The 22,896-nt window shown below is 71.5% G+C and carries 23 protein-coding genes; 5 read left to right on the forward strand and 18 right to left on the reverse strand.

Annotated features, from left to right (window positions below):
* The first annotated feature begins 33 nt into the window (after positions 1 to 33).
* Positions 34 to 1,269, forward strand: coding sequence for an acyl-CoA thioesterase/bile acid-CoA:amino acid N-acyltransferase family protein (locus Air01nite_RS10980; protein ID WP_203701905.1), 1,236 nt, complete (start codon positions 34 to 36; stop codon positions 1,267 to 1,269).
* On the opposite strand, the gene Air01nite_RS10985 is transcribed toward Air01nite_RS10980, so the two are convergent.
* The 8 genes from Air01nite_RS10985 to Air01nite_RS11020 all read right to left on the reverse strand — a co-directional run bounded on the left by Air01nite_RS10985 (position 1,266) and on the right by Air01nite_RS11020 (position 10,610).
* Positions 1,266 to 2,273 (reverse strand): phosphotransferase family protein, encoded by a 1,008-nt coding sequence (locus Air01nite_RS10985; protein WP_203701906.1) that lies wholly within the window; start codon positions 2,271 to 2,273, stop codon positions 1,266 to 1,268. The two genes, Air01nite_RS10980 and Air01nite_RS10985, sit on opposite strands and share 4 nt — an antisense overlap.
* Entirely contained in the window at positions 2,270 to 3,010 is a 741-nt protein-coding gene (locus Air01nite_RS10990) for an SDR family NAD(P)-dependent oxidoreductase (protein WP_203701907.1), read from the reverse strand. The genes Air01nite_RS10985 and Air01nite_RS10990 overlap by 4 nt, the downstream gene beginning before the upstream one ends.
* Positions 3,007 to 3,615, reverse strand: a complete 609-nt coding sequence (locus Air01nite_RS10995; protein WP_203701908.1) for a TetR/AcrR family transcriptional regulator — start codon at positions 3,613 to 3,615, stop codon at positions 3,007 to 3,009. The genes Air01nite_RS10990 and Air01nite_RS10995 overlap by 4 nt, the downstream gene beginning before the upstream one ends.
* A gap of 17 nt (positions 3,616 to 3,632) precedes the next feature.
* Positions 3,633 to 5,597, reverse strand: coding sequence for an acetoacetate--CoA ligase (locus tag Air01nite_RS11000; protein ID WP_203701909.1), 1,965 nt, complete (start codon positions 5,595 to 5,597; stop codon positions 3,633 to 3,635).
* A 2-nt stretch (positions 5,598 to 5,599) separates the two neighbouring features.
* On the reverse strand, positions 5,600 to 6,799 hold the full coding sequence (locus Air01nite_RS11005; RefSeq protein WP_203701910.1) for a sugar ABC transporter permease: 1,200 nt from the start codon (positions 6,797 to 6,799) through the stop codon (positions 5,600 to 5,602).
* Positions 6,796 to 7,563, reverse strand: a complete 768-nt coding sequence (locus Air01nite_RS11010) for an ATP-binding cassette domain-containing protein (RefSeq protein ID WP_203701911.1) — start codon at positions 7,561 to 7,563, stop codon at positions 6,796 to 6,798. The genes Air01nite_RS11005 and Air01nite_RS11010 overlap by 4 nt, the downstream gene beginning before the upstream one ends.
* 62 nt (positions 7,564 to 7,625) lie before the next feature.
* A complete protein-coding gene (locus Air01nite_RS11015; RefSeq protein WP_203701912.1) occupies positions 7,626 to 8,768 on the reverse strand; it encodes a substrate-binding domain-containing protein in 1,143 nt (380 codons plus the stop codon).
* Positions 8,769 to 8,858: 90 nt separating this feature from the next.
* Positions 8,859 to 10,610, reverse strand: a complete 1,752-nt coding sequence (locus tag Air01nite_RS11020; RefSeq protein ID WP_203701913.1) for a flavin-containing monooxygenase — start codon at positions 10,608 to 10,610, stop codon at positions 8,859 to 8,861.
* Positions 10,611 to 10,748: 138 nt separating this feature from the next.
* Between Air01nite_RS11020 and Air01nite_RS11025 the strand changes: the two genes are divergently transcribed.
* The gene (locus tag Air01nite_RS11025; protein WP_203701914.1) at positions 10,749 to 11,918 is read left to right on the forward strand and encodes an acyl-CoA dehydrogenase family protein; all 1,170 of its coding nucleotides are present in this window, start codon (positions 10,749 to 10,751) and stop codon (positions 11,916 to 11,918) included.
* Here Air01nite_RS11025 and Air01nite_RS11030 read toward each other — a convergent pair.
* The 9 genes from Air01nite_RS11030 to Air01nite_RS11070 form a co-directional block, all read right to left on the reverse strand.
* Positions 11,900 to 12,412 carry a monooxygenase family protein gene (locus tag Air01nite_RS11030; RefSeq protein ID WP_203701915.1) on the reverse strand — a complete coding sequence of 171 codons (513 nt, stop codon included), beginning with the start codon at positions 12,410 to 12,412 and terminating at the stop codon, positions 11,900 to 11,902. The two genes, Air01nite_RS11025 and Air01nite_RS11030, sit on opposite strands and share 19 nt — an antisense overlap.
* 92 nt (positions 12,413 to 12,504) lie before the next feature.
* The gene (locus tag Air01nite_RS11035; protein ID WP_203701916.1) at positions 12,505 to 12,780 is read right to left on the reverse strand and encodes a YciI family protein; all 276 of its coding nucleotides are present in this window, start codon (positions 12,778 to 12,780) and stop codon (positions 12,505 to 12,507) included.
* A 25-nt stretch (positions 12,781 to 12,805) separates the two neighbouring features.
* Positions 12,806 to 13,711, reverse strand: a complete 906-nt coding sequence (locus Air01nite_RS11040) for an amidohydrolase family protein (RefSeq protein ID WP_203701917.1) — start codon at positions 13,709 to 13,711, stop codon at positions 12,806 to 12,808.
* On the reverse strand, positions 13,704 to 14,846 hold the full coding sequence (locus Air01nite_RS11045) for a vWA domain-containing protein (RefSeq protein WP_203701918.1): 1,143 nt from the start codon (positions 14,844 to 14,846) through the stop codon (positions 13,704 to 13,706). Before Air01nite_RS11045 ends, Air01nite_RS11040 begins: the two co-directional genes overlap by 8 nt.
* A complete protein-coding gene (locus Air01nite_RS11050; protein WP_203701919.1) occupies positions 14,839 to 15,699 on the reverse strand; it encodes an AAA family ATPase in 861 nt (286 codons plus the stop codon). Before Air01nite_RS11050 ends, Air01nite_RS11045 begins: the two co-directional genes overlap by 8 nt.
* On the reverse strand, positions 15,699 to 16,706 hold the full coding sequence (locus tag Air01nite_RS41545; protein WP_203701920.1) for a xanthine dehydrogenase family protein molybdopterin-binding subunit: 1,008 nt from the start codon (positions 16,704 to 16,706) through the stop codon (positions 15,699 to 15,701). The genes Air01nite_RS11050 and Air01nite_RS41545 overlap by 1 nt, the downstream gene beginning before the upstream one ends.
* A complete protein-coding gene (locus Air01nite_RS41550; protein WP_203701921.1) occupies positions 16,703 to 18,091 on the reverse strand; it encodes a xanthine dehydrogenase family protein molybdopterin-binding subunit in 1,389 nt (462 codons plus the stop codon). Before Air01nite_RS41550 ends, Air01nite_RS41545 begins: the two co-directional genes overlap by 4 nt.
* Positions 18,091 to 18,582, reverse strand: a complete 492-nt coding sequence (locus tag Air01nite_RS11065) for a (2Fe-2S)-binding protein (protein WP_203701922.1) — start codon at positions 18,580 to 18,582, stop codon at positions 18,091 to 18,093. Before Air01nite_RS11065 ends, Air01nite_RS41550 begins: the two co-directional genes overlap by 1 nt.
* 15 nt (positions 18,583 to 18,597) lie before the next feature.
* On the reverse strand, positions 18,598 to 19,374 hold the full coding sequence (locus Air01nite_RS11070) for an FAD binding domain-containing protein (RefSeq protein ID WP_203701923.1): 777 nt from the start codon (positions 19,372 to 19,374) through the stop codon (positions 18,598 to 18,600).
* Between the two features lie 49 nt (positions 19,375 to 19,423).
* Between Air01nite_RS11070 and Air01nite_RS11075 the strand changes: the two genes are divergently transcribed.
* From Air01nite_RS11075 to Air01nite_RS11085, 3 genes are read left to right on the forward strand one after another with little or no spacing between them, the layout of a single operon-like run.
* Positions 19,424 to 20,113: a GntR family transcriptional regulator gene (locus Air01nite_RS11075; protein WP_203701924.1), complete on the forward strand. Its 690-nt coding sequence runs from the start codon at positions 19,424 to 19,426 to the stop codon at positions 20,111 to 20,113.
* A 26-nt stretch (positions 20,114 to 20,139) separates the two neighbouring features.
* On the forward strand, positions 20,140 to 21,723 hold the full coding sequence (locus Air01nite_RS11080; RefSeq protein WP_203701925.1) for a Na+/H+ antiporter: 1,584 nt from the start codon (positions 20,140 to 20,142) through the stop codon (positions 21,721 to 21,723).
* Between the two features lie 25 nt (positions 21,724 to 21,748).
* Positions 21,749 to 22,366 (forward strand): GNAT family N-acetyltransferase, encoded by a 618-nt coding sequence (locus Air01nite_RS11085; RefSeq protein WP_203701926.1) that lies wholly within the window; start codon positions 21,749 to 21,751, stop codon positions 22,364 to 22,366.
* Here the strand turns inward: Air01nite_RS11085 and Air01nite_RS11090 are convergent.
* Entirely contained in the window at positions 22,347 to 22,796 is a 450-nt protein-coding gene (locus Air01nite_RS11090; protein ID WP_203701927.1) for a hypothetical protein, read from the reverse strand. The genes Air01nite_RS11085 and Air01nite_RS11090 overlap by 20 nt on opposite strands.
* Between the last annotated feature and the right edge of the window lie 100 nt (positions 22,797 to 22,896).

Here is a 22,896-nt window from a genome sequence, read left to right on the forward strand (position 1 = left end):
GTTTGATTGAATCCGATCGTTATCGTGTTCGGCGTGGGCATTCGCCGTTGGATCGCCGCGTTGACCGCTGTCTTCGTCGTGGGTGGTGGCGCCGCGGGGTGCTCGGCGCGGGACTCGACGGACGCGACGATCGACGTGGATGCCGCCGTCGCGCTGGCCGATCAGCCCATCCAGCTGCGGGTGTCGGGCCTGCGGGCCCGCGAGACCGTAACGGTCGCATCGCAGGCAGCCGACCTCCGCGGCCAGCGCTGGAGCGGGGAGGCGACCTTCGAGGCGGACGGCGACGGCGTCGTCGACCTCACTCGTTCCGCGCCTGTGTCGGGGACGTACAGCGGCGCGGACGGCATGGGCCTGTTCTGGTCGATGTGGCCGGCGACCGGTGACCCGGAGAGGGCCTGGTTCAGCCCCGGCTACCCCGATGCGATGGGAGCGTACGAGGTCCGCCTGACCGTTACCGCTGCCGGCCGGGAGATCGCGGCACGCACGGTGACCCGGCAGTGGATCGCGCCCGGCGTGACCCATCGCGCCCTGACGCCCGGCGCCGACGGGGTCGCCGGAGTCCTGTTCCTGCCGGCCGCAGGTGCCGAGCGTCGCCCTGGGGTGCTGCTTATCGGCGGGTCCGAAGGCGGCATAGGGAGCAGGTACGACGCCGCCCTGCTCGCCTCGCACGGCCACCCGACGCTGACGTTGGGCTACTTCGGCGCACCCGGTCTACCCGAAACTCTTCGCGACATACCGCTAGAGTACTTCGCGACGGCGGCACGGCTCCTGAGCGGGCAGGCCGGTGCCGACCCCGACGGAGTGGTGGTCAACGGCTACTCCCGCGGCACCGAGGCCGCGCTGCTGCTGGCCCAGTACTACCCCGACCTCGTCCGCAGCACCATCCTGTATGCGCCCAACGACAGGGTTTGGCCAAGCTTCCCCGACCGTGTCGGCAACGCGTGGACCCTCGGGGGCGCCCCTGTGCCGCAGAGCGCCATCCCTGTCACACACGTGCGCGGGCCGGTCCTCACCATCGCCGGCGGCGACGACAAACTCGGGCCGGCGGCCGAGCAGGCGCAGCGAATCATGCAACGCCTCGACGACGCCAACGTCACCGCCGCACACCAGACCCTGATCTATCCGGACGCAGGCCACGCCGTCGGCACCTTCCCGCATCTCGCCCGTGGCACCTTCGCCGGCGCCTTGGCACTGGGCGGCACCCGCCGGGCCGACGCCGCAGCCCGCAGCGACAGCTGGCCGAAAGTTCTCGCCTTCGTGGCCGCTTAAGGCGCCAGATGGCGCAGGCCCGCCGCGAGGAGTTCCGGAACGGCCTGCTCGGCCCTGACTGACGTGGCGTCGGCGGCGGCGCCTTGGCGAGCTCGGTAGCTGATGCCCTGGGCGATGACCGCCAGTTTGAAGTTGGCCAGCGCCAGGTAGAACGGCCAGTGGGCCAGGTCGACGCCGCGGCGGCGGGCGTACGCCTCGGCGATCGCGTCGGCGTCCGGGAGGCGGTCGCTCGCCCACGCCGCGTCCAGGCCGAGGATCGGGTCGAGCTGGGGTTGGCGGTACACGCACATGAGCGCGACGTCGGTCTGTACGTCGCCGATCGTGGCCAGTTCCCAGTCGACCACCGCCAGGACCTTGGTGATGTCCGCGCCGTCGAGGAGGGTGTTGTCGATCCGGTAGTCGCCGTGCACCACGCCGATGTGGGCCGAGCGGGGCGGCAGCGCGGCGCTCAGGTGGGCGTGCAGGCGGGTCGCGTCCGGCAGGTCCTGGCTCTTCACCTCGTTCCACTGCCGCCACCACAGGCGGACCTGGCGCTCCAGGAAGCCGTCCGGACGGCCCAGGCCGCCCAGGCCGACCTCCTCGACGTCCACCGCGTGCAGGTCGGCGAGCACCCGGACCAGCTCCGCGACGCAGGACTCGAGCTCATCCGTCGGGTACGCGTCGAGCTGGGCGCGGGTGCGCACGACCTGACCGGTGACGAAGCCGGTCACCGCGAACGGGGCGCCGATGACCGACACGTCCTCGCAGAGTGCTACCGCCGGCGGCACGGGGACCGGGCTGTAGGCGAGGGCCTGGGTGACCCGCCACTCGCGCGCGACGTCGTGCGCCGACTGGGTGAGGCCCGACAGCGGCGGGCGGCGGACGACCCAGCGGTGGGTGCCGTCGGTGACGACGTACGTCAGGTTGGACCTGCCCCCGCTGACCAGCTCGGCGGTCAACGGCCCCGCGACCGGCACGCCCTGGCGCCGCAGGAAGTCCCGCACGCCGGGCAACGAGAGGCTCATGCCGCGTATCCCCGCGTGCCCGCCCGGCTGAGCACGAGCTCGTTGACCACGCTGCGCGGCGACAGGTCGAGCAGGGCGTTGACGGCCGTGACGAGGTCGGCGACCGGGATCATCTCCGCCGGCGGCACCTCGTCGTGGACCCAGGCGCTCATGTCGGTGTCGACGTAGCCGGGCGCCACGGCCGTCGCGGTGACCCCGTTGCCCGACTCCTCGGCGTTGAGTCCACGGCAGAGCGCCAGGAGCGCCGCCTTCGTGGCGCCGTAGACGGCGAGGGTCGGTTCGGCGTAGACGCCGCCGATCGACGCCAGCGCGATCACCTTGGCCCCGTGGGTCGGCCGGCGCCGGGCGGCCGTGCGCAGCAGCGGGAGCGAGTCGCGGATCAGCATGAACGGGGCCCTGGTGTTGAGCGCGAACTGCTTGTCGTAGCGGTGGATCGGATAGCCGTCCAGCGGCGCGGCGGACCCGACACCCGCCGCGAGGACGAGTGCGTCCATCGCATCGTGCGCGTGGGCGGCCACCACCGCGGCCGCCGCGTCCGGTGCGGACAGGTCGACGTCAACGCAGTCCACATGGGACGCGCCGGCCGCCTGAGCCTCGGCCGCGGCGGTCGCGAGGCGGGCCGGATCGCGGGCCACGAGGGTCAGCGACCAACCCCGGCGGGCCAGGGCGAGCGCGATGCCGCGGCCGATCCCCCGGGACGCGCCGGTGACGACCGCGGACTTCACCTGAGCCGTCACTGTTCGCCGATGCCCACGATCGAGCGCGCGATGGTCAGGTAGCGCTCCAGGAGGGCCTCGACGGGCAGCGATCCGTCCGGGCGGTACCAGGACGCGACACCCACACACAGCGAGGCGATGGCCCGGCTGGCGTCCTTCGGGTAGGACGTGGAGAACACGCCGTCCGCGACACCGGCGAGGATCACCTGGTCGAGCATCCGCTGCTGTTCGTCGCGCTTGGCGACGTAGCGCTCCCGGTTGCCGGCCTCCAGGCTGCGCAGCTCGCCGGTGGAGACCATGGCGCCGGTGCGGCGGTACATGTGGAAGCGCAGCAGCGACTCGACCAGCGCGTCGAACTGCGACCGGGGGTCGGGCCGGGCGGCCTTCAGCGCCTGGTGGCTGCGGGTCAGCAGCTCGTCGATGATGACCATCATCAGGTCGACGAGGATGTCCTGCTTCGACGGGTAGTAGTGGTAGACGCCCGGCACCGACAGGCCCGACCGCTTGGCCAGGTCGCGCGTGGTCGTGCCGTGGTAGCCGTGCTCGTAGAAGGCCGCCAGCGCCGCGTCGAGGATGCGCGGGAACTCGAGGGGCCCGTAGTCCCGCCAGTCGGTCTCGGAGGACATCTCCACCTCGCTCGTCGTCATCGGCCGGCCCGCCTCTCGCGTGCCGCCTGGATGAGGCTGTCGAGGGCCGCCGGGTCGTCGACGGCGCCTCGGTTGACCACCCGGTCGGGGTCGGCGCCCTGCAGGATGCGTTTGATCGGGACCTCGAGCCGCTTGCCGGTCCGGGTGTGCGGCAGCCGCGGGACCACGATCACGTCGTCGGGTGCGTGCCGGGGCGAGGCCCGTTCGACGATCCGCCGGCGCACCCGGTCGGGCAGGTCGGCCGGCGCACCGTGCGGGACGACGAACAGCGGCAGCCAGTAGCCGCCGTCCGGCTCCTCGACGCCCACGACGAGCGCGTCCGCCACCTCGGGCAGGTCGCTGATCGCGTCGTAGATCTCCGCCGAGCCCAGCCGCACGCCGTGCCGGTTGATCGTCGCGTCCGAGCGCCCGAAGATGACGACCGTGCCCCGTTCGGTGATCGCGGTCAGGTCGCCGTGCCGCCAGACGCCGGGGAACGTGGCGAAGTAGGTGTCCCGCAGCTTGCGGTCGCCGGGGTCGTCCCAGAACCGCAGCGGCATCGACGGCATGGGTTCGGTGATCACCATCTCCCCCGGTGTGCCAGGCGGGACCCGGACGCCGTCGGGGCTCCAGACCTGGACTGCGGCGCCGAGCGCGGGTGCGCTGATCTCCCCGTCGTGGACGGGGGTTGTGGGTGCGCTGGCGACGAAGATGCCGACGATGTCCGTGCCTCCGCTCATCGATCCTAGTTGGACTCTCGCGCTGACGTGGTCCCGGAACCAGGCGTTGGCGGTGCCGGGCAGCACCGATCCTGTCACCCCGACCAGCCGCAGGGCGGAGAGGTCCAGGTCACGCCCGGGCTCCAGGCCAGCCCGCTGCGACGCCTCCAGATAGCCGGGGCTCGTGCCGAACACGGTGACGCCGAGGTCGGCCGCGAGCCGCCACAGCGCGTCCGGGCCCGGCGACGTGGGCCGGCCGTCGTAGAGGACGATCGTCGCACCGTGCAGAAGGCCACAGACCTGGGCGTTCCACATCATCCAGTTCGGCGTGGTGAACCAGAAGAACGCGTCGTCGCCGCGCAGGTCCATGTGCAGACCGGGCGACACGAGCTGCTCCAGGAGTACGCCGCCGTGGCCGTGCACGATGCCCTTCGGCTTGCCGGTCGTGCCCGAGGTGAACAGCACCCAGAGCGGGTGGTCGAACGGCACCGGGAGCGCGCCAGCGACGGGTGCGGCGGCGAGCGCGTCGGCCCAGCTGCTCGCGTCCGGACCGCCGGCGGGGTTGGCGAGCCCGCCCGTCGAGACGGTGATGGTGTGCCGCAGCCCCGGCAGCAGGGACCGCAGCTCGCGCGCGTCGCCACGCCGGTCGTGCAGCTTGCCGCCGAACCGGTAGCCGGACCCGGCGATCAGCACGGTCGGTGCGAGCTGGGCCATCCGGTCGGCGGCCGAGGGCGCCGCGTAGTCGAGCCCGGTCTGCGCCCAGACCGCGCCGACCAATGCGGTCGCCACGAACGCGACGACGCCCTCGACGCAGTTGGGCAGATAGGAGGCGACGCGGTCGCCCGGCTCGACGCCGAGCGCGCGCAGCCGACCGGCCACAGCGGCAGCCTGCGTACGCAGCTCCGCATAGCTGATCGCGGACCGCTCGCCGTCCTCACCGATCAGGACGACCGCGTCCTGATCGGCGGCGCCGGCCCGCAGCAGGTGCTCCCCCATGTTGAGGGTGCCGCCGGGGAACCAGACCGCGCCGGGCATCCGCCGCTCGGCGAGCGCGGCGCGCGGTGGCGTGGACCAGTCGACGGCGAAGAACTCGGCGACCGCCTCCCAGAACGAGCCGGGGTCGGCGACCGACCACGTCTGGAGGGCGCGGTAGTCGGTCACGTCGGCGAACGACGCGCGCCCGGCGTCGACGAGCCAGGTCGCGAACGCCACGATCCGGGACTCACGCGCCTGCGCCGGGTCCGGCACCCAGACGGCCGCCATGCTCAGCGCCGCCCGGGCAGCAGCGAGCCGCGGGTCAGGACCACGTCGACGGCGACGGCGACGATCAGCACGGAGCCGGTCGCGAAGTACTGCACCTCGGTCGAGAGGCCCAGCAGCTGGACGCCGTTGCTGATCGACCCGATGACGAGGGCGCCGAGGATCGCGGACCAGATCGACCCCCGCCCGCCGAACAGGCTGGTGCCGCCGACGACCGCCGCCGCGATCGCGTTGAGCATCAGCGGGCCGCCGCCGGAGGTGACGGAGACGCCGAGTTGCCGGGACGCGTCGACCATGCCGGCGACCGCGGCGCAGGCGCCGAGGATCAGGAACGAGTAGAGCACCATCCGGCGGACGGGGATGCCGGCACGCTGTGCGGCCTCGCGGTCGCCGCCGACCGCGTACAGGTGGATGCCGTATCTGGTCTGTGTGGTGGCGTACCAGGCGACCAGCAGCATGGCCGCGAGGATCAGCAGGGGCATCGGGAACCCGCGCTGGCGGGTCAGCGTGAACACCCCGCCGAACAGCACGGCCGCGACGATCGCCGACGGCACGACGACCGCGGCCAGCGAGGTCAGGGAGCCGGTCGAGACGCGCTCACGGTGTTGGAAGAGCCGATAGGCGGCGTACGCGATGGTGCCCGCGGCGGCCAGCGCGTAGCTGGTGCCGGCCGGGACCGCCGTGCTCGCGATCTTGGCGAACGAGGTGCCGGCGACGCTGACGGTGAACTCGGGCGGCAGCACGACCAGGATCAGGCCCTGGAGGATCACCATGCCGCCCAACGTCACGATCAGCGACGGCACGCCGAACATGATGAGCTGTGCCTCGACGAACGTGACGACCATGCCGGTGACCAGCGCCGCCGCGATGCCGACGGCCAGCGGCAGGCCGCTGTTGACGACCAGGCCGGCGGCGACCGCGGCGCAGACGCCGGAGAGCACCGCCGCCGACAGGTCGATCTCGCCGACGAGCAGGACGAACACGACGCCGAGGGCCAGGATCGCGGTCGTCACGATCTGCAGGGTCAGGTTCGTGATGTTCTGGAAGCTGAGGTACGCGGCGCTCTGGCTGTAGAAGACGGCCCAGATGATCGCCAGCACGACGAGCACCGGGATGCTGCGGTGCCCGCGCGCGGCCGTCTCGAGCGCCCGGCCGACCCGGTTGCGGGTGGTGGTGACCGCCGGGGCGGCCGTCGTGCTGGTCACAGGTCTCCGCCTTCGCCGTCGGTGGGCTCGTGTGCGCCGGTCATGGCGCTGACCAGGTCGGCGGGCGTGTACCCACCCCGCCGGAACTCGGCGACCTTCGCGCCCAGCCGCAGCACCACGACCCGGTCGGCTACCTGGCGGACGTCCTTCATGTCATGGGAGATAACCAGTACACCTCTGCCTTGTTCGCGCAGGCGTTGGATGAGGTCGAGCACCTCGCCGCGCTGCGAGACGCCGAGCGCGGCGGTCGGCTCGTCGAGGAGCACCACGGCGGGGTCGCTGATCAGCGCGCGGCCGATCGCGATGCCCTGGCGCTGGCCGCCCGACAGCGCGACGACCGGGGTGTTGAGCGCGCGCAGCTTGACCGACAACGATTCCAGCACCCGCTGGGCCTGCTCCTCCATGACGTGGCGGCGGACGCGCCGACCCGACCAGACCGGGCCGTAGCGTTCCTGGCCCAGGAACAGGTTCTGCACGGCGTCGAGGTTGTCGCACAGGGAGAGGTCCTGGAAGACCGTGCGGATGCCGGCCTCGGCCGCGGCTCGGGGCGACTCCAGGCGGGCGGCCTCGCCGCGCACCCGGATCTCGCCGGTGTCCGGCGACTCCACACCGGACACAATTTTGACCAATGTGGACTTGCCCGCGCCGTTGTCGCCGACGAGCGCCACGACCTCGCCGGCGTCCACCGACAGGTCGACCTCGTGCAGCGCGCGTACGCCGCCGAAGTGCTTCGAGACTTTCGTGAGCTGGAGCAAGGGAGTCATGTGTCCTCCGCACGGGCGGTCGGCGCCGTCGCCGACCGCCCGCTGCCGTTGGGTCTACTTGGCTACTTGTTCTTTGTTTTGCAGGTTGGCGTCTCGGCGGCCGGGCCCGCGCAGATCTGCTGCCAGGTGAACATCTCGAGGTTGACGGCCTGCTGCACGGCGTCGCCCGGGTCCTTGCCGTCCTCGAGGTGGATCAGCGTCGCGTCGAGCTTGGCGGTGGGCACCTGCATCGTGCCGTTGTCGATGGTGTCCTTGACCAGGTCGGCCGGTGGCTGCTGGCCCGCGATCGCGGCGATCGTGATCTTCGCGGCGGCCTCCGCCTCGACCTTGAACGCCTTGAGGACGTTGTCCTGCTGGTCGCCGGTCAGCATGTACTGCAGGCCGGTCAGCTCGGGGTTCTGGCCGCCGTACACCGGAATCTTGACGTTCTTGCCCTTGAGCGCGGCGATGATGCCGGCCGTGATGCCGTCGTAGAAGCCGAGGAACGCGCCGACACCGTTCTGCGTCTTGGTCAGGCACTGCTCGGTGGCTTTGGTGGCGTTGTCCGGCGCCCAGTCCTTGATGTAGTCCTCACAGACCACCTGGATGTCGCCGCTGCTGATCAGCGGGTCGAGGACCTTGTTCTGCCCGGCCAGCATCTGGGTCGTGTAGACGTCGCCCTTGTTGCCGTACTGCCGCGCGATCTTGACCGGCTTCGCGCCGAGCTTGCCGCTGGTGACCTGCTCGGCGAAGTAGGTGGCCTGCTGCGCGCCGACCTTCTCCGGGTCGAAGATCACCTGCCCGTAGAGCGTGCCCTTGACGGGCGGGTTCTCGTACCCGATGACCGGGACCTTGGCCTGTTCCGCCGCCTGCAGGAGGCCCGCGCTGGTGTTCGGGTCGGCGGCGACCACGACCAGCGCCTTGGCGCCGGCGGCGATCGCCGCGTTGGCCTGGGCGAGCTGCTGGTTGGAGTCGCCGCCGGCGTTGACGAACTTGACCTCGACGGTCGGGTCCAGCGCCTTGATCGCCTTCTCGAACGCGGGGCCGTCCTGCTGGATGTAGCGGGTCGGGGTGGTGTTGGGGGCCATGAAGTAGACGAGCTTCGCGCCGTCGCCGCCACCGGCGGAATCGTTGCCGTTGCCGCCGCACGCGGCGACCAGAAGGATGCTGGCGCTGGCCGCCGCGGCGATGGCCGTGCGGAAGATGGCGCCACTGGAACGCTTCACTGGGGTTACTCCTTTCGAGGGGATGAGGGCGTGCGGCATCGGGGTGGCGCGTTGCCGCACCACCCGTTGCCTCCGCCGGAGTCGGGCCCGTCAGGGCGTGGGGAGTCCCGCGTGCTTCGCGGTGATCTGCAGGGCCAGGTGCTTGGAGTAGATGCGGACCCAGGCGAGCGGCCCGCCCATGTACCAGAACGCGGGGTGGCCGGTGCGCCGGTAGAGGCCGCCGATCTCGCCGTCCTCCCCGATGCCGAGGACGAGGGGAAGCCGGTCGGCCACGCCGTCGCCGAAGAGCCGGCGGGCCGTCTCGCGCATGTTGCGGTAGCCGGTCGCGAGGACGACGAGGTCGGCGTCCAGGGTGCGGCCGTCCTCGAGGCGGATGCCGTCGGGCGTGAACTCGGCGAGGCCGGAGCCCTGCGCGAGCTTGATCTTCCCGTCGGCGATCAGCCGGGAGGCGCCCACGTCGATGTAGTAGCCGCCGCCGTACGCCAGCGCGTAGCCCATCAGGCCGGTGCCGTCTGGGCCGTCGTTGCGCTTGAAGCCGGCCGCGTCGAGGGCGGCGAGCAGGTCGGCGTCCTTCTTGGCGGTCTCGATGACGCCGTCCTTGGCGAACTCGAGGACGAGCGGCCACGGCGTGCCGGCGGCCAGCAGGTCGGCGTACGCGGTCGGCGGGCCGCCCTCGACGAAGTTGCTGCCGAAGATGGCCGGGATGCCGTGCTCCTGGCTGATGATGTGCGTCGACGAGCGCTGCACGAGCGTGACGTCCGCGCCGGCCTCGTAGAGGTCCTGTGCGATGTCGTGGCCGCTGTTGCAGGCGCCGACCACGACCGCCCGCTTGCCCGCCCAACTCTGCGCGTCGGCGTGCTTGCTGGAGTGGTAGCTCGTGCCGGCGAACCGGTCGCGTCCCGGAACGGCGGGCACGTTCGGTTCGCCGGCGGCGCCGGTCGCGAGGATGACGTCGCGCGGGTGGATCTCCCGCTCGCCGTCTTTCGTCGTCACCCGGAGCGTCCAGCGGCCGGTGGCCTCGTCGTAGTCGCTGGCCGTCAGTTCGGCCGACGTCCAGACGTTGAGCTCCATCGCGGCCGCGTACGACTCGAACCAGTCGGCGATCTTGTCCTTCGGGCAGTAGACCGGCCACGAGTCGGGGTACGGCAGGTAGGGCAGGTGGTCGGCCCACACCGGGTCGTGCAGGACCAGCGAGTGGTAGCGCTTGCGCCAGCCGTCGCCGACCCGTTCGCTCTTCTCCAGCACGAGCGTGTCGACGCCCATCAGCCCGAGGTTCGCGGCGACCGTGAGGCCGCCCTGTCCGGCGCCGATGACGACGACGTCGGGGTCGTCGTCGAGGTATTTCGCGTGGTCCTGCCGCTGTTGGAGCCAGTTGCGGCCGTCGCTGGGTTGGTGGCGGGGACCCCGCGAGCGGTGCGGGCCGATCGCCCGCTCGTGCCCGCGCAGGTCGTCGAGCTCGGTGAGCACGGTCCAGGCGACCCAGTCGCCGTCCTCCTGGACGAGCCGGACGGCGCCGCGGCCGAAGCCGAGCGGGGTCTCGAAGGTGATGAAGCCTTCGACGGTGTCCCCCGCGTGGCGCGGGCCGAACTCGGTCGTCAGTTTGATGTCGGTTATCGCGCCGGGCGTGAGCCGCTCGCCCAGCATCGTGGTGACCGCGTCGCTGCCGCGGTAGGTGCCCAGGTCCCAGGTGAGGGCCAGCAGGTCACGCCACCAGCAGTCGCGGGCGAGCAGCGCGGTGGTGCCCGCGGCGTCGGCGTTGTGCAGTGCCGCGGTGAATCGGTCCAGCCACGCGGCGAACGTGGCCGCTGCTGTGGCGCTGGTCTGGTGTGTCTCCGTCGCCATTGACGCGCCTTTCCATCCGTATCAGTCTTGATACAGTCCGAGCGCTCGCTCGGTAGCGAGAGTCTGGACCTTCGACCGTGTGACGAGCAACACCTGACGCGAGTTTTTTCTTGTTAATTCTCCGGAGAGGCGGTGGCGATGACCGACGACCTCGTCGCGCGTACGCGGACGTTCGTGGACGAACAGGTGATCCCGGTCGAGGACGCGTTCGACGGCGACGTGGCCGCCGCGGGCGGTGACCGGCTGCGGGTCGACCTGCAGAAGCTGGCGCGCGCCGCGGGGGTCTTCGCGCCGCACGCGCCGCGCGAGTTCGGCGGGCTCGGCCTGGGGATGGTCGAACGGGCGCCGGTGTTCGAGGCCGCCGGCCGGTCGCTGTTCGGGCCGATGGCCGTCGGCATCAACGCGCCCGACGAGGGCAACCTCCACCTGCTGGAGCGGGTCGCGTCTCCTCCGCAGCGGACGCGCTACCTGGCGCCGCTGGCCCGGGGTGAGCAGCGATCGGCGTTCGCGATGACCGAGCCGCCGCCGGGTGCCGGGTCGGATCCGAGCGCGCTGCGGACACTCGCCACGCGGAGCTCCGGCGGGTGGTCGCTGACCGGGCTCAAGAAGTTCATCACGGGCGCGGACGGTGCGGGTTTCTACATCGTCATGGCCCGCACGAGCGGCGAACCGGACTCACCCGGCGGCGCGACGATGTTCCTGGTGCCCGCGGACCGGTCCGGCCTGCGCGTCACGCGGCACGTGGCGACGATGGACCGCTCGATGATCGGCGGGCACTGCGAGCTGTCCCTGACCGACGTGCCGGTCGGGCCCGACGACGTGCTCGGCGCGGTGGACGAGGGGTTCCACTACGCGCAGGTCCGGTTGGGACCGGCGCGGCTGACGCACGTGATGCGCTGGCTGGGCGCGGCGCAACGGGCCCACGAGGCGGCGGTCGCCTACGTCAGCTCCCGGTCCCTGTTCGGCGCTCCGCTGGCGCGGCAGGGCATGGTCGAGCTGATGATCGCGGACAACGAGGTGGACCTCGCCGCCGCGCGGGCCCTGCTGTTGACGGCGTGCCGGGTGCTGGACGCGGGCGGGGCCGGGCGGGAGGAGACGTCGCTGGCCAAGGTGTTCGGTGCCGAGGCGCTGGGCCGGGTCGCGGACCGCGCCACGCAGATGTGCGGCGGTGCCGGGGTCTCGGCCGACCTGCCGATCGCCCGGATCGCCCGGGAGCTGCGGCCGTTCCGGATCTACGACGGCCCGTCGGAGGTGCATCGGATGTCGCTGGCCCGGCGAGCGGTCCGGCGCTACGGCGTGTCGCCGTAGAGCTCGTCCTCGCTGAGCACCGGCGCCTGGTCGTGCTGGCGGCCGGCCCGCGCGGCGAAACCGAACATCGGCCCGCGCGCCGGCCGCATCGGTGCGAACCCGCCGAAGCCCAACGGTTTGGGGATGTCGTCGTAGACGGCTTCCATGCCGCCCTGCATGAGATAGGTCTCGTGCCAGAACCCGGTGCCGCCGCTGTCACGCAGGAAGTCGCGCCACCACTGCTTGTGTGGTTCGGAGCGGGCCCAGGCCAGCAGGGACGGCATGTCCCGCCAGTACTGCCGCATGCCGACGTTCATCGGGAACAATGAATAGACCAGCTGCTCGTGCAGGAGCAGCCCGTCGGGCTGGTCGGCCGCCGACTTGGCGATCCGCGGGCCGAATCCCAACAGGGTACGCATGCCGTAGAGCCGGTTGACCCGCATGCCGAGGTAGATCACGACCAGCTCTGGATAGCCCGACAGGTCGACGGTCTGCCGGTTGACTCGGGTCGCCATGGTCACGCCCCCTCACTGCCGCTCTCCCCCGAGCTTAGACACCCCGCAGATCGCGGCGGCCGGTCCGGGCGCCGGCCGCCGTCGATCGTCGGTCAGGCCGGGAGCCCGACGGTGATCTTCCACTCGCGCAGGAGGCGGTCCTTCGTCACGTCGAGCTGGGTGTACGGGTCCTGGTCGACCAGGGCCTGCGCGGCCTCGATGTCGTCGGCGGACAGCACGATGATGCCGCCGCTGAGGTCGGCCAGCGGGCCCGCGAGCACCAGCGCGCCGTCCGCCTTCAGTTTGTCGAGGTGCGCCAGGTGGTCGGGGCGCCGTTCGGCGCGCAGCGGGGTGTCGTTGTAGCCGTACGTCAGGATGAAGTGGGCCATGCGGGTTTGCCTTTCGTCGTTGTGGTCAGAGGCCGTAGACCCGGCGGGCCGTACGGGAGAAGACATCGGCCCGTTCGTCGGCGGACCGGTCGCGCAGGGCCTGTTTCCAGGCGCCCGTCAGCGTCGCGGCGTCCGTCCACAGTGTCTCGACCGGGAGGTTCGTGCCGAACATCGCCCGGGATGAGCCGAACCCGTCCAGCACCTCGTCCGCGACGAAGCGGAGCAGGTCGGTGTCGACGCGGTGGACGAAGGTGCCCTGGCCGGTCAGCTTGACGACGATGTTCGGGCAGGCGGCCAGCTCGCGCATGCCGGCCCGCCATGACGCCACCTCGGCCTCGTCGGTGCGGTCCACCAGCATGCCGGCGTGCACCAGCACGAACTGGACCCCGGGGTGGTCGGCCACGAGGGTGGCGGCGTCGGGCATCTGGTCGGCGAAGACCTGGAGCTCGAACAGCCAGCCCAGGTCGGCCAGCGCCGCGATGTTGTCGCGGAAGACCGGGTCCTTCATGCGGTCCGGCGCGTCCGCGAAACGAAACTCGGGCCGCTCGTGCCAGTGGAGTTGCAGGCGGGTGCCCACCACGAGCGGGCTGGCCCGCTGCTGTTCGCGCATCACCTCGACCGCGTCCGGCGAGAACAGGTCCGCGCAGCCGACCATCGCCATCGGCCAGCCCGTCCGCGCGTGCAGGTCGGCGATCCAGCGCACCTCGTCGACGACCCGGTCCATCGGCCAGTTCGGCTGCACGTACACCGAGGTGCCGATGCCCGCCGACGCCGCGTCCCGCAGGTATTCCTCGATCAGGTAGTCGCGGCGGATCGGCTCGTACGGGCCGAAGATCCGCGGGACCATCGGGCCTGACAGCCACGGCATGTCCGCCTGGCGCCACACGTGGTGGTGCGAGTCGACGATGTCGCCCGCGTACACCTCAGACATGGTCAGTCCTTTCCACGAAATGGCGGCGCACCGCGGTCAGCGCGGTGTCGAGGTCCCGCACCCCGGTCAGCGCGTCGAGGTGGCCGAGCACGGCCGACATCCCGCGGGTCACGGGCCGGTACTCGGGATCGCAGGCCAGCGGCGACCACCAGCACAGCCGGTGCGCGAGCAGGGAGAGCCGGCGGGTGGCGTCGACCATCGCCGTGCAGTCGCCGCGCTCCAGGCCGTCGGAGAGGACGAGCACGAGGGCGTCGCGGGCGAGCGCCGTGTGGCGGGTGTTCGCGAGGAACGCTCGCAGGCTCGGGCCGATCAGGGTGCCGCCGTCGGCGTCCAGCACGACCCGGGCCAGCGACGCCAGCGCGGTGTCGACGTCGGGGGCGCGCAGCAGCGGGGTCACCCTCGTCAGTCGCGTGCCGAACGTGAAGACCTCGGCGCGGGCACAGGTCGCGACGACGGCGTGCGCGAATCGCAGATAGTCCGGGCTGTGCTGCTTCATCGAACCGGACACGTCGACGAGTACGAGGACCCGGCGCTGGCGTGGCGGCCGGTCCCGCCAGTGCAGCCGGGTGATCTCGCCGTGCGTGCGGCGGGAGTCGAGGTAGACCGCGCGCAGGTCCAGGCTCTGCCAGCGGCGACCACCTGGCCGGCGCCGGCGGGACCGGGTCGGCGGGACCGCGCCGGGCAGCTCGCGGCAGAGCTGCCGCATGACCTCGTGCGCGGGCGGTGTGGTGGGTGCGAAGCGCTTCACGCCCTCGGGGGTGACCCCGCCGGCTGCGAGGCCGGCACCGCCGCCGGTCTGGTCGAGCAGGACGTCAGTGTCGCCCTCCCCCGGCCGGCCGGACGGCTGCTCCTCGTCTGCTGGGGGCGGTTCGGGGGCCAGCACCGCGGCGTCGAGGCCGGCCGCGCCGAAGAACCGCCGGAACACCTCGTCATACACGAGAAGCTCGGGTTCCGCCGACACCAAAGTCGCGGCGCCGACCCAGTACAGCTGTCCGACGGTCGCCGGTGCGAGGGCGTCGATGCCGGCGAAGAACCCCATCTGTTTGTTGGCGGGCACGCGCAGCCCCGCGCCGCGCAGGGCGCCGAGGAAAGCGAAGAGATGGTCCCGGGTACGCGCGACCAGCGCGTCAGTCATCGGGGAACACCTCGCTGGCGTGCGCGGCGACCAGCGCGCCGTCCTCCTCGTTCTTCAGCACGAGTCCCAGCGACGCCCGCAACGCCTCGGACCACTCCACGCCCTCGGCCGCCAGCGAGAGCGAGCCCTGCGCCCACGCGATCGACTCGGCGATGCCGGGCCGCTTCAACGGCCCCAGCGAACGGATGACGTTGACGGACCGGACGAGCCGCTCGGCGGCGGCAGTGGTGAGCCCGGGCGCCTGCGCCTCGACGATCGCGCGTTCGCGCTCGGGCTCCGGGAACGGGATCCAGTGGTAGAGGCAGCGCCGCTTGAGCGCGTCGTGCAGCTCCCTTGTCCGGTTGGAGGTGAGCACGACCAGCGGCGGCACCTTCGCCGTCACCGTGCCGACCTCGGGGATCGTGATCTGGAAGCCGTCGAGGAACTCCAGCAGGAACGCCTCGAACTCGCTGTCGGCCCGGTCGATCTCATCGATCAGCAGGACGGCGCCGGTCTCGCTTCGCACGGCCCGCAGCAGCGGGCGTTCCAGCATGAACTCGTCCGCGTAGAGGTTGCCGACGGCGGTGTGCTCGACCTCGGCCGACCGCAGGCGCAGCAACTGCCTGAGGTAGTCCCACTCGTAGAGGACCTGCGAGACGTCGATGCCCTCGTAGCACTGCACCCGGATCAGCTCGCGCTCCAGCGCGTCGGCCAGCACGTGCGAGACCTGTGTCTTCCCTACGCCCGGCTCACCCTCGAGCAGCAGCGGCCGGCGCAGGGCGATCGCGAGCCGGATGGCGGTCACCAGTCCTTCGTCGGCGAAGTACCGCCGCTCCTCCAGCCGCCGCCGGAACGTCTCGTGGTCGAGCGGCATCACGCGGCCCGGAGCGCGTCTAGTCCACGCAGGACGGACTCGGGCGTGAACGGCATCGTGGTCAGCCGCACGCCGCAGGCGTCGAAGATGGCGTTCGCGATCGCCGGGATCGGCGCGTTCGCGGTCATCTCGCCGATGCCCTTGGCGCCGAAGGGGCCGTTGGACGCGGGCCGTTCGAGGATCACGCTGGTCTGGACGGGGATCTCGGCCGGGCCGGGCATCAGGTACTCGCAGAAGTCGATCGGTCCGTGCGCCCGGGAGGCCGGGTAGTAGGGCTCGGTCGACTCGAAGATGGCGTGGGAGACGCCCATCCACGCGCCGCCCTCGACCTGCTGGGCGACCATCGCGGGGTTGAGCGCGCGGCCGATCTCGTACGTGTTGTACATGCGCAGCACGGTCACGATGCCGGTCTCGTCGTCCACCTCGACCTCGGCGACGGTGCACGCGTGCGCCTGGCAGGAGTCCGGGTCCATCTCGCCGGTCTCGGGCACCGGATAGCTGCGCTCCTTGAGGAAGATGCCGCGCCCGGAGATGCTCTTGCCCTGCTTGAAATGGGCGGCGAGCGCGATGTCCGAGATGTGGATCTTCGTGGCCGGGCTGCCCTTCAGGCGGACGAACCCGGTGCCGTCGGTCTCCAGGTCGCCGGCGTCGACCTCGAGCTCGTCGGCGGCGACCTGGAGCATGACCTCGCGGGCCTCGCGGGCGGCCATGATGACCGCGTTGCCGACCCGGTGGGTGCCGCGGCTCGCGAACGTGCCCATGCAGTGCGGCCCGGTGTCGGTGTCCGCGGTGTCGATGATGACGTTCTCCATCGGGATGCCGAGGGTCTCCGCCGCGCACTGTGCGACGACGGTCTTGAGCCCCTGGCCGAGGTCGACGGACGAGAGGGTGACCACGAAGCCGCCCATCGTGGTCGCGTGGATGATCGCCTGTGACGGGTCGCCGCCGAGGTTCATGCCGGTGGGGTAGTTGACGGACGCGTACCCCCGTCCACGCAGGAGGGTCATGCTTGCGCTCCTCTCGGGGTCGTGGACGACATGGCCCGGTACTCCTCCGGCAACTCGTGCCCGACCAGCTCGGCCGCCCGTTGGATGACCTCGATCAGCGCGGTGCCGGAGGCGACCTTGCGGTGCGCCTTCAGGTCGCCGTCGCGGTAGGCGTTGCGGAGCCGGAACTCCAACGGGTCCAGGTCGAGCGCGCGGGCGATCCGGTCCATTTGCGACTCGATGGCGAAGTCGGCGATGGTGACACCGAAACCGCGCATGGCGCTCGACGGCGTGCGGTTGGTGTAGACGCAGTGGCAGTCGGCGTGGACGTTCGGGATCGTGTACGGGCCGGGCAGGTGCGCGGCCGCCTTGGTGGCGCCGTAGGGCGAGTGCCGCGCGTAGGCGCCGGCGTCCACATAGAGCATGATCTTGCGCGCGACGATCCGGCCGTCGCTCAGCACGCCGTCCTTGATGTAGATGCGTTCCGCCGCCCGCGGCGACGAGACCTGCATCTCCTCCTCGCGGGTGTAGACGAACTTCACCGGCCGGTTGGTGAGCGTGGCCGCGATGCAGGCGAGGGGCTCGACCATGACGTCGACCTTGCCGCCGAAGCCGCCGCCGACGGTGCCGCCCTTGACCTGGAGGTCGGTGGGCGCCCGGTTGATGATCAGCGCGGTGTTGTCGAGGGTGAAGAACGCGGCCTGGGTGTTGCTGTGGATGAGCAGGCGCCCGTTGCTCTGCGGCACGACGATGCAGCCGGTGGTCTCGGTCGGCGCGTGCTCGATCGGCGCGGAGCTGTAGCGCCAGTCGAAGACGTGGTCCGCCCGGGCGAAGCCGGCCTCCACGTCGCCGAACCGGATCCGGCGGGAGTGGTGGCCCTCGTACACGAAATAGTTGGTGCCGGCCCGTTTGATGATCGGCGCGTCGGGCGACATCGCCTCCTCGACGTCGAGCACCGCCGGCAGTTCGGTGTAGCTGACTCGCACCCGGCTGGCGCCCTCGAGCGCGGCGGCCTCCGAGTCGGCCACGACGGCCACGATGGGTTCGCCCTTGTAGATGACCCGGTCCTCGGCGAGCACCGGCTCGTCGTCGGGGCCGATGCCGATGAGCCGGAGCACGCCGTACCAGTTGGCCGGCACGTCCTTGTAGGTGAGCACGCGCAGGACGCCCGGCGTCTGTTCCGCGTGGGAGGTGTCGACGCTGTCGATGAGCGCGTGGTGGTGCGGCGAGCGATGGATCTTGAGGTGCGCCAGGTTCGGGAACGTCCGGTCCTCGAAGAACTCGGTGCGGCCCGTGACGTGGCCGAGGGCGTCGGAGCGCGGGACGGTGGTGCCGATGACCTTGAAGCCCGGGGCCGCGCGCTCGTCCTTGAAGTAGTCCGGGTCGATCGGGTTGATCTTGGCCATCAGTGCGTCGCCTCCACCCGGTTCCGCCGCCTCTCCGCGGCGTCGAGGATCGCGCTGACGATCGGCGCGTAGCCGGTGCAGCGGCACACGTTGCCGCTGATCGCCTCGTTGACCTCGTCGGCCGTCGGGTCGGGGTTGCGGGCCAGCAGCGCCTCGGCCGACATCAGCATGCCGGGGGTGCAGAACCCGCACTGGGTGGCGAACCCGTCGAGGAACGCCTGTTGGACGTCGCTGAGCTGCTGGCCGTCGGCGAGACCCTCGACCGTGGCGATGTCGGCGCCGTCGACGGTGGTGGCGGGCACCAGGCACGAGACGACGGGCGCGCCGTCGAGCAGGACCGTGCACGAGCCGCAGGCGCCCTGCGCGCATCCGCGCTTGGCACCGGTCAGGCCGAGCTGTTCCCGCAGGGCCAACAGCAGGGTCGTGCCGGGCCTGGCCATGAACGCCTGGTCGACGCCGTTGACCTTGAGGTTGACGATGGTGACGGTCATAGGGCCGGTCCCCTATCAGTGGCCGAGCAGCGCGCGGCGGAGGTGGACGGGGAAGACGCGCGTGCGGTACCACGCGGAGGCGTAGGCGTCGTCGACGGGCGCGAGCTCGCTCAGGCCCGCCTCCGCAGCCGCGGGGACGGTCTCGTCGGTCAGCGGTTGGCCGGCGAGCGCCGCTTCGACGGCGTGTGCCCGGATGATCTGGTTGCCGACGCCGCCGAGTGCGACGCGAACCGCGGACTCGCCGATCACCGCTGCGACCGTGACGATCGACGCCGAGTTGAAGCGGCGGCGCGCCGCCTTGAGGTATTTGAAGCTGCCGTCGGCGGGCTGTGTGAAGGCGACCTCGGTGACGAGGCCGCGCGGGTCGGTGACGAACTCCTCGACCGTCAGCTCGTGCGTGCCGCCGTCGACGACCGTGACCCGGGCGGCCAGCGCGACCAGCGCGACCGCGAGGTCGCCGTGCGGCTGGTGGGCGAACAGGTTGCCGCCGACCGTCGCGAGGTTGCGGACGGGGACCGAGGCGATCGAGCGTACGACCGGATCGAGGATCGCCAACCGCGGGTCGTGCTCCACCTGGCCGAGGGTCGTCGCGGCCCCGATCCGCACGGTCGCGCCGTCGAGGTGGATGCCGGCCAGACCCGCGCGGCGCAGGCTGACCAGCTCGGTCGGTGGCGAGGCGTAGTCGTTGAGCAGCGGCATCAGGCTCGTGCCGCCGCCCAGCGGGGTGGCACCGCTTTCGAGCAGGCGCACCGCCGCGGCGACGTCGTCGGGGACATGAACCTCGGTCAGCATGCGCGGCCCCTTTTTATCGATATCGATAATGAACGTATACGGTCTACGCATGGTGGTCAACGAGACGACCGAGGCCCGCCCGCCGAAGCCGACGCTGAGCGAGAGCATCCGCGACGGCCTCGTGGAGCTGATCGTGTCGGGCGAGCTGAAGGCCGGCGAGCGGCTGATCGAGACGAAGATCGCGGCGGACTTCGGCACGAGCCAGGCGCCCGTGCGCGAAGCGTTGCGCGAGCTGGAGGGCCTGGGCCTGGTCGAGAGCCGCCCCCGCCGCGGCCGGCACGTGCTGCCGTTCGTCGAACAGACCATCCGCGAGGCGTACGTGGTGCGCGCAGCGCTGGAGGAGACCGCGACCAGGTTGGCGATGCTCAACGACCGGCTCCCCCTCGACGCGATGCGCGCCGACGTCGAGGACATGCACCGCTGCGCGGCCGCCGCGGACCTGCGGGCGATGGGCCTGGCCAGCGCGCGCTTCCACCGCCGAGTGGTGGTGGCGAGCGACAACTTCCTGCTGCAGCGGGCGTGGGAGGGCCTGCAGATCGAGTCCCGCACGGCCATCACGCTGGTGTTGACGAACCCGGCGCTGTCGCAAGTGGCTCTTGAGCACGTTTCGCTGCTGGAGGTGCTGGCAGCCGGCGACGTGGAGGCCGCGTGCCTGCACACCCGGGCACACCAGTGGGCCTACGCGGACCTCCCCCACGACATGCACGGCGCCGCGCGGACGTTGCGCTTCCCGACTTAGCCCCGACGTCGGGCACGATGCTGACCATGGAGGGATTGCTGCTCGTCGTCGTGCTCGGGGCGACCGTGCTCGTCGGCACCACGATCGGCCGGCGGTACAGCGTCGCGCCGCCGGTCCTGCTCATCACGTTCGGCGGGCTGTTGGGGCTCATCCCGGCCCTGGGAGACGTACACGTGCCGCCCGACGTGGTGCTTCTGCTCTTCCTCCCCGCGATCCTCTACTGGGAGAGCCTCAACACCAGCCTGCGCGAGATCCGGTCCAACCTTCGGGTGATCATCCTGTCGGCGGTCGTGCTGGTGATCGTCACGATGGTCGCGGTGTCGTACACCCTGCAGGCCGCCGGCGTGGTCGCGTCCGCGGCCTGGATCCTCGGCGCGGTGCTGGCCCCGACGGACGCCGCCGCGGTGGCCGGTCTCGCGAAGCGGATGCCGCGCCGCACGCTCACGACCCTGCGGGCCGAGAGTCTGATCAACGACGGCACGGCACTCGTCCTGTACGCGGTCGCGGTCGGCGCGCTCCTCAGCGGGCACGTGCCGGGCCCGGCCCTGCTCGTCGGCGAACTGGTCTATTCATCGGCCGCCGCGGTGGTGGTCGGCCTCGTCTGCGGGTACGGCGTGGTGTTCATCCGCCGCTACCTCGACAGCCCGCAGATCGAGGGCGGGCTGAGCATCCTCACGCCGTTCATCGCGTTCCTGGTCGCCGAGGTCATCCACACCAGCGGCGTGGTCGCGGTCGTGGTCTCCGGGCTCGTGCTCTCCTGGGCCGGGCCGCGAGTCATCCGGGCGCGCTCGCGGCTGGAGGCCTACTCGTTCTGGGACCTGGGCACGTTCATGCTCAACGGCAGCCTGTTCGTGCTGGTCGGCCTGCAGATACCCAACGCGCTGCGCGGCATCTCGAGCGTCACCGTCGGTCACGCGGTCGCGATCGCGTTCCTGACCGCAGGGGCCGTCATCGTGACCCGGCTCGTCTGGGTGCACGCGGTGGCCTGGCTCATCCGCCTCCTCGACCGCCGCCCGGTGCAGCGCACGCGCCGCGTCAACTGGAAGGTCCGCACCGCGGGCGGCTGGGCGGGCTTCCGCGGCGCGGTGTCGCTCGCGGCGGCGCTGGCGGTGCCGGTGACGCTCGACGACGGGAGCACGTACACGGAACGCGATCTGATCATCTTCTGCACGACGGTGGTCATCGTCGTCACCGTGCTGCTCCAGGGCACGACGCTGCCGATGGTGGTCCGGTGGGCCGGGCTGGCCGAGGGCGACCAGGAGCGCGAGGAGGAGACCCGCCAGGCCCGGCTGCGGGCGACGGAGGTGGCCCTCGCGGCGCTGCCGGAGATCGCGGCCCGGTTCGGGGCGCCGGACGAGGTCGCCGACCGGATCCGCGCCGACTACCAGGGGCACCTGGACACGCTGCGCTCCGAAGGCGCCGAACACGGCGTGCAGGCGTGGCAGGACCAGGTCGACCGACGCGTACGCCTGGAGGTGCTGGACCGCAAACGCCGCGCCGTCACCCGGATGCGCGACGACCGCGAGATCGACGACATCGTCCTGCGCGACCTCCAGTCGTCGATGGACATCGAAGAGGTCCGCCTGCTCGGCCCGGCACCGACGGACTAGCCCTCGCGGTCGTTACGGTCGTTATGTGCGGGTTCGTGCGGCCGAGAGGTCCGACGTCGAGGTCTTGAGCCGGTTGCTCACGCAGTTGTACGCGTTGGAGTTGCCCGGCCTGCTGCGGGGCACCCCGGAGGCGCGGGCGGAGTTCGTGCGGCGGCTGGTGCTCGGCGGCCCGCTCGACGGCCGCTTCGTGCTGGTCCGCGATGACGAGGTGGTGGCGACCGGTGGGATCTCGACCCTGGACTCGGCTCGCTCGACGGCGTCGCTGCGCGCCCTGCTCGCCCTGCCGGCGCTGATGGGTGCCGGCGACGCGGTCAAGAGCCTCGCCGGGGTGCTGCGCGGGCTGCTGATCGCGCCTGGCCCACCGGGCCGCGACGAGGCGCAGATCCATTCGGTGGTGGTGGACGACCGGATGCGCGGCCACGGCGCCGGCGCCCAGATCATGAACCACCTCGAACGCACGGCGGCGGCGTCGGGCAAGCGCCGGGTCACCCTGCAGGTGATCGCGTCGAACGCGGGCGCCCGGGCCTTCTACCGCAGGCTCGGCTACACCGACGACGGCCCGACCCACGGCCCACTCCGCAGCACGATCGGGTTCCCCTCGGTGCTGATGCACAAGGATCTCGTCACCGGGTCAGCTCCATGATCCAGTTGGTCTCCCACGTGTCACCGCCGTCCGTCGAGAAGGACTGGTCCCACCGCGCGGTCGTGGCCGAGATGCCCGACCACACGAAGCGGACCCGCACGGGCGTGCCGCCCTCGGTGTCGTCGCCGTAGAAGGTGCCGACCCCGTCACTGAAGGTGCCGCTGATCGGTGGGAACAGTCTGCCCGTGTCGCTGGTGGTCCAGTGCAGGTGCCAGCGTTTGGCGGCCGGGTCGAAGAGGCGCAGGGTGAGCCCACGGGGTAGGTCGGGACCGAAGTCGATCTCGTCGACGTTGGCGGCGCCGCCGAACAACGGCGTGATGGTCGCGGCGGCCGCGAACTCCTCCCAGTCATCGCTGCCGACGAGCCGGTGCCGCAGCCGGCGGTTGCGGACGTGCCACCGGCCGTGCAGGAAGTCGAAGTCGTTCTTCATCAGAATCCCCGTTTCGTTCGGCGATGCAATCTGGGGCGAAGCTATCGCGAGGGTCCGACAGTTCTGTGGGATCCGTCCAGGGAACCAAAAGGCAAAGGTC

Source organism: Asanoa iriomotensis (assembly GCF_016862515.1).
Taxonomy (GTDB): domain Bacteria; phylum Actinomycetota; class Actinomycetes; order Mycobacteriales; family Micromonosporaceae; genus Asanoa; species Asanoa iriomotensis.

Excerpts from the sequence above, each read along its gene's own strand:
- Air01nite_RS11025 (WP_203701914.1), top strand. The coding sequence starts at position 10,749 with ATGACCGACGACCTCGTCGCGCGTACGCGGACGTTCGTGGACGAACAG.
- Air01nite_RS11040 (WP_203701917.1), bottom strand. The coding sequence starts at position 13,711 with ATGTCTGAGGTGTACGCGGGCGACATCGTCGACTCGCACCACCACGTG.
- Air01nite_RS11030 (WP_203701915.1), bottom strand. The coding sequence starts at position 12,412 with ATGGCGACCCGAGTCAACCGGCAGACCGTCGACCTGTCGGGCTATCCA.
- Air01nite_RS11045 (WP_203701918.1), bottom strand. The coding sequence starts at position 14,846 with ATGACTGACGCGCTGGTCGCGCGTACCCGGGACCATCTCTTCGCTTTC.
- Air01nite_RS10995 (WP_203701908.1), bottom strand. The coding sequence starts at position 3,615 with ATGTCCTCCGAGACCGACTGGCGGGACTACGGGCCCCTCGAGTTCCCG.
- Air01nite_RS11090 (WP_203701927.1), bottom strand. The coding sequence starts at position 22,796 with ATGAAGAACGACTTCGACTTCCTGCACGGCCGGTGGCACGTCCGCAAC.
- Air01nite_RS11070 (WP_203701923.1), bottom strand. The coding sequence starts at position 19,374 with ATGCTGACCGAGGTTCATGTCCCCGACGACGTCGCCGCGGCGGTGCGC.
- Air01nite_RS41550 (WP_203701921.1), bottom strand. The coding sequence starts at position 18,091 with ATGGCCAAGATCAACCCGATCGACCCGGACTACTTCAAGGACGAGCGC.
- Air01nite_RS11000 (WP_203701909.1), bottom strand. The coding sequence starts at position 5,597 with ATGGCGGCCGTCTGGGTGCCGGACCCGGCGCAGGCGCGTGAGTCCCGG.
- Air01nite_RS11065 (WP_203701922.1), bottom strand. The coding sequence starts at position 18,582 with ATGACCGTCACCATCGTCAACCTCAAGGTCAACGGCGTCGACCAGGCG.
- Air01nite_RS11035 (WP_203701916.1), bottom strand. The coding sequence starts at position 12,780 with ATGGCCCACTTCATCCTGACGTACGGCTACAACGACACCCCGCTGCGC.
- Air01nite_RS11020 (WP_203701913.1), bottom strand. The coding sequence starts at position 10,610 with ATGGCGACGGAGACACACCAGACCAGCGCCACAGCAGCGGCCACGTTC.
- Air01nite_RS11080 (WP_203701925.1), top strand. The coding sequence starts at position 20,140 with ATGGAGGGATTGCTGCTCGTCGTCGTGCTCGGGGCGACCGTGCTCGTC.
- Air01nite_RS11010 (WP_203701911.1), bottom strand. The coding sequence starts at position 7,563 with ATGACTCCCTTGCTCCAGCTCACGAAAGTCTCGAAGCACTTCGGCGGC.
- Air01nite_RS10985 (WP_203701906.1), bottom strand. The coding sequence starts at position 2,273 with ATGAGCCTCTCGTTGCCCGGCGTGCGGGACTTCCTGCGGCGCCAGGGC.
- Air01nite_RS41545 (WP_203701920.1), bottom strand. The coding sequence starts at position 16,706 with ATGACCCTCCTGCGTGGACGGGGGTACGCGTCCGTCAACTACCCCACC.
- Air01nite_RS11075 (WP_203701924.1), top strand. The coding sequence starts at position 19,424 with ATGGTGGTCAACGAGACGACCGAGGCCCGCCCGCCGAAGCCGACGCTG.
- Air01nite_RS11050 (WP_203701919.1), bottom strand. The coding sequence starts at position 15,699 with ATGCCGCTCGACCACGAGACGTTCCGGCGGCGGCTGGAGGAGCGGCGG.